General features: G+C 48.9%; 1 tRNA gene and 4 rRNA genes. All 5 read left to right on the forward strand.

The annotated features are described in order from the left end of the window. Positions 1 to 197 (forward strand): 23S ribosomal RNA (locus L4D79_RS00105); the annotation flags it as partial. Positions 198 to 328: 131 nt separating this feature from the next. Continuing rightward, positions 329 to 444 (forward strand): 5S ribosomal RNA (gene rrf, locus L4D79_RS00110). A gap of 315 nt (positions 445 to 759) precedes the next feature. Continuing rightward, a 16S ribosomal RNA gene (locus L4D79_RS00115) occupies positions 760 to 2,326 on the forward strand. A gap of 98 nt (positions 2,327 to 2,424) precedes the next feature. Further along, positions 2,425 to 2,500 (forward strand) — tRNA-Glu (locus L4D79_RS00120). A gap of 370 nt (positions 2,501 to 2,870) precedes the next feature. Beyond that, positions 2,871 to 3,098 (forward strand): 23S ribosomal RNA (locus L4D79_RS00125); the annotation flags it as partial.

The following is a 3,098-nucleotide window of genomic DNA, read 5'->3' on the forward strand; positions in this document are numbered from 1 at the left end:
GGCATTGCCCGGTAGCTAAGTTCGGAATCGATAACCGCTGAAAGCATCTAAGCGGGAAGCGAGCCTCGAGATGAGTCATCCCTGAACCTATAAGGTTCCTAAAGGGTTGTTGAAGACTACGACGTAGATAGGCAGGGTGTGTAAGCGCTGTGAGGCGTTGAGCTAACCTGTACTAATTGCCCGTGAGGCTTAACCATACAACACCCAAGGGGTTTTTACGGACTCCATGAGCACTTGAATGAGTGTTGAGAGCTTAATTAGTAAGAGCTAGTCAGATTTTCCCAGATTGCTATTTACTGCCCGAGGGGCGGTGAATAAACAGAATTTGCTTGGCGACCATAGCATTATGGACCCACCTGATCCCATGCCGAACTCAGTAGTGAAACGTAATAGCGCCGATGGTAGTGTGGGGTCTCCCCATGTGAGAGTAGGACATCGCCAGGCTTTCATTTCGACTTTGCTTATCGAATAAGCAAGTCACCATAAGGCTTTAAGTTTTCTTAGAGTTTTATGTTGACTTTCAAAGTGGTTAGCGTATTATACGCGTCCTGCTTAAGTGCTAAGGCACTGAAAGGCAATATGTTCTTTAACAATTTGACCATGCAATCTGTGTGGGCACTCGTGAAATGATAGTCAACAAAAGAATTATCAATGAAACTGAGTGACCAATACAAATATTAAGTTTACTTATTATTTGGCACAGTCAATTCAATCATTACTTCGGTAATGATTTAACAGTATTTCATTGAGCCAAAACTTTAATTGAAGAGTTTGATCATGGCTCAGATTGAACGCTGGCGGCAGGCCTAACACATGCAAGTCGAGCGGCAGCGACAACATTGAACCTTCGGGGGATTTGTTGGGCGGCGAGCGGCGGACGGGTGAGTAATGCCTGGGAATATGCCCTGATGTGGGGGATAACCATTGGAAACGATGGCTAATACCGCATAATCTCCTCGTTCATTACGAGCGGGAGCAAAGAGGGGGACCTTCGGGCCTCTCGCGTCAGGATTAGCCCAGGTGAGATTAGCTTGTTGGTGAGGTAAGAGCTCACCAAGGCGACGATCTCTAGCTGGTCTGAGAGGATGATCAGCCACACTGGAACTGAGACACGGTCCAGACTCCTACGGGAGGCAGCAGTGGGGAATATTGCACAATGGGGGAAACCCTGATGCAGCCATGCCGCGTGTATGAAGAAGGCCTTCGGGTTGTAAAGCACTTTCAGTTGTGAGGAAGGCGTATRCGTTAATAGCGTATGTGTTTGACGTTAGCAACAGAAGAAGCACCGGCTAACTCCGTGCCAGCAGCCGCGGTAATACGGAGGGTGCGAGCGTTAATCGGAATTACTGGGCGTAAAGCGCATGCAGGCGGCTTGTTAAGCCAGATGTGAAAGCCCGGGGCTCAACCTCGGAATAGCATTTGGAACTGGCAGGCTAGAGTCTTGTAGAGGGGGGTAGAATTTCAGGTGTAGCGGTGAAATGCGTAGAGATCTGAAGGAATACCGGTGGCGAAGGCGGCCCCCTGGACAAAGACTGACGCTCAGATGCGAAAGCGTGGGGAGCAAACAGGATTAGATACCCTGGTAGTCCACGCCGTAAACGATGTCTACTTGGAGGCTGGAACCTTGAGTTCTGGCTTTCGGAGCTAACGCGTTAAGTAGACCGCCTGGGGAGTACGGTCGCAAGATTAAAACTCAAATGAATTGACGGGGGCCCGCACAAGCGGTGGAGCATGTGGTTTAATTCGATGCAACGCGAAGAACCTTACCTACTCTTGACATCCAGAGAACTTTCCAGAGATGGATTGGTGCCTTCGGGAACTCTGAGACAGGTGCTGCATGGCTGTCGTCAGCTCGTGTTGTGAAATGTTGGGTTAAGTCCCGCAACGAGCGCAACCCCTATCCTTGTTTGCCAGCACRTAATGGTGGGAACTCCAGGGAGACTGCCGGTGATAAACCGGAGGAAGGTGGGGACGACGTCAAGTCATCATGGCCCTTACGAGTAGGGCTACACACGTGCTACAATGGCATATACAGAGGGCTGCCAACCAGCGATGGTGAGCGAATCCCACAAAGTATGTCGTAGTCCGGATTGGAGTCTGCAACTCGACTCCATGAAGTCGGAATCGCTAGTAATCGTAGATCAGAATGCTACGGTGAATACGTTCCCGGGCCTTGTACACACCGCCCGTCACACCATGGGAGTGGGCTGCACCAGAAGTAGATAGCTTAACCTTCGGGGGGGCGTTTACCACGGTGTGGTTCATGACTGGGGTGAAGTCGTAACAAGGTAGCCCTAGGGGAACCTGGGGCTGGATCACCTCCTTAACGATATGACTGCGTTTTATGCAGTGTCCACACAGATTGCTTGGTCGAAATGTAAGAGAGCGCCAATGTTGCCCAACAACATTGGCAAGAAACACTTAGTCCCATTCGTCTAGAGGCCTAGGACACCGCCCTTTCACGGCGGTAACAGGGGTTCGACTCCCCTATGGGACGCCACTTTCTAAGTGCTTTCTTCGTAAGCCTCATCATTTTTGATAGCTGCGATGCTCATGTACATGTGTACACTGCGCTTCTCGCTTCAAAACTGATTTCGTTTACTTTGAAATCAATGTGAAAGTATTTAGAAAGTGGATGCCGTAAGGCAAACACACGCTCTTTAACAATCTGGAAAGCTGACTAGTAAATTTAATGGTTCGTCACACGACGAATGATTGATTTATTTTAAGTTTTTATCGAAAGATAAAAACGAGTTCTCAAGCAACACACATTCAAGTGTCTTGTGTAAGAGTCCGGCGAAACAACAGTCCATCACAACTCAGATGGACAACCTTGGTTGTTGACCATACGAAACCTCTTGGGGTTGTATGGTTAAGTGACTAAGCGTACACGGTGGATGCCTGGGCAGTCAGAGGCGATGAAGGACGTGCTAACCTGCGATAAGCCAAGAGAAGATGGTAAGAATCACTATACTCTTGGATTTCCGAATGGGGAAACCCAGCTGCATAAGCAGTTATCAATACGTGAATACATAGCGTATTGAGGCGAACCGGGGGAACTGAAACATCTAAGTACCCCGAGGAAGAGAAATCAACCG

The sequence above is a fragment of the Photobacterium satsumensis genome (genome assembly GCF_050336935.1).
Taxonomy (GTDB): Bacteria; Pseudomonadota; Gammaproteobacteria; order Enterobacterales; family Vibrionaceae; genus Photobacterium; species Photobacterium satsumensis.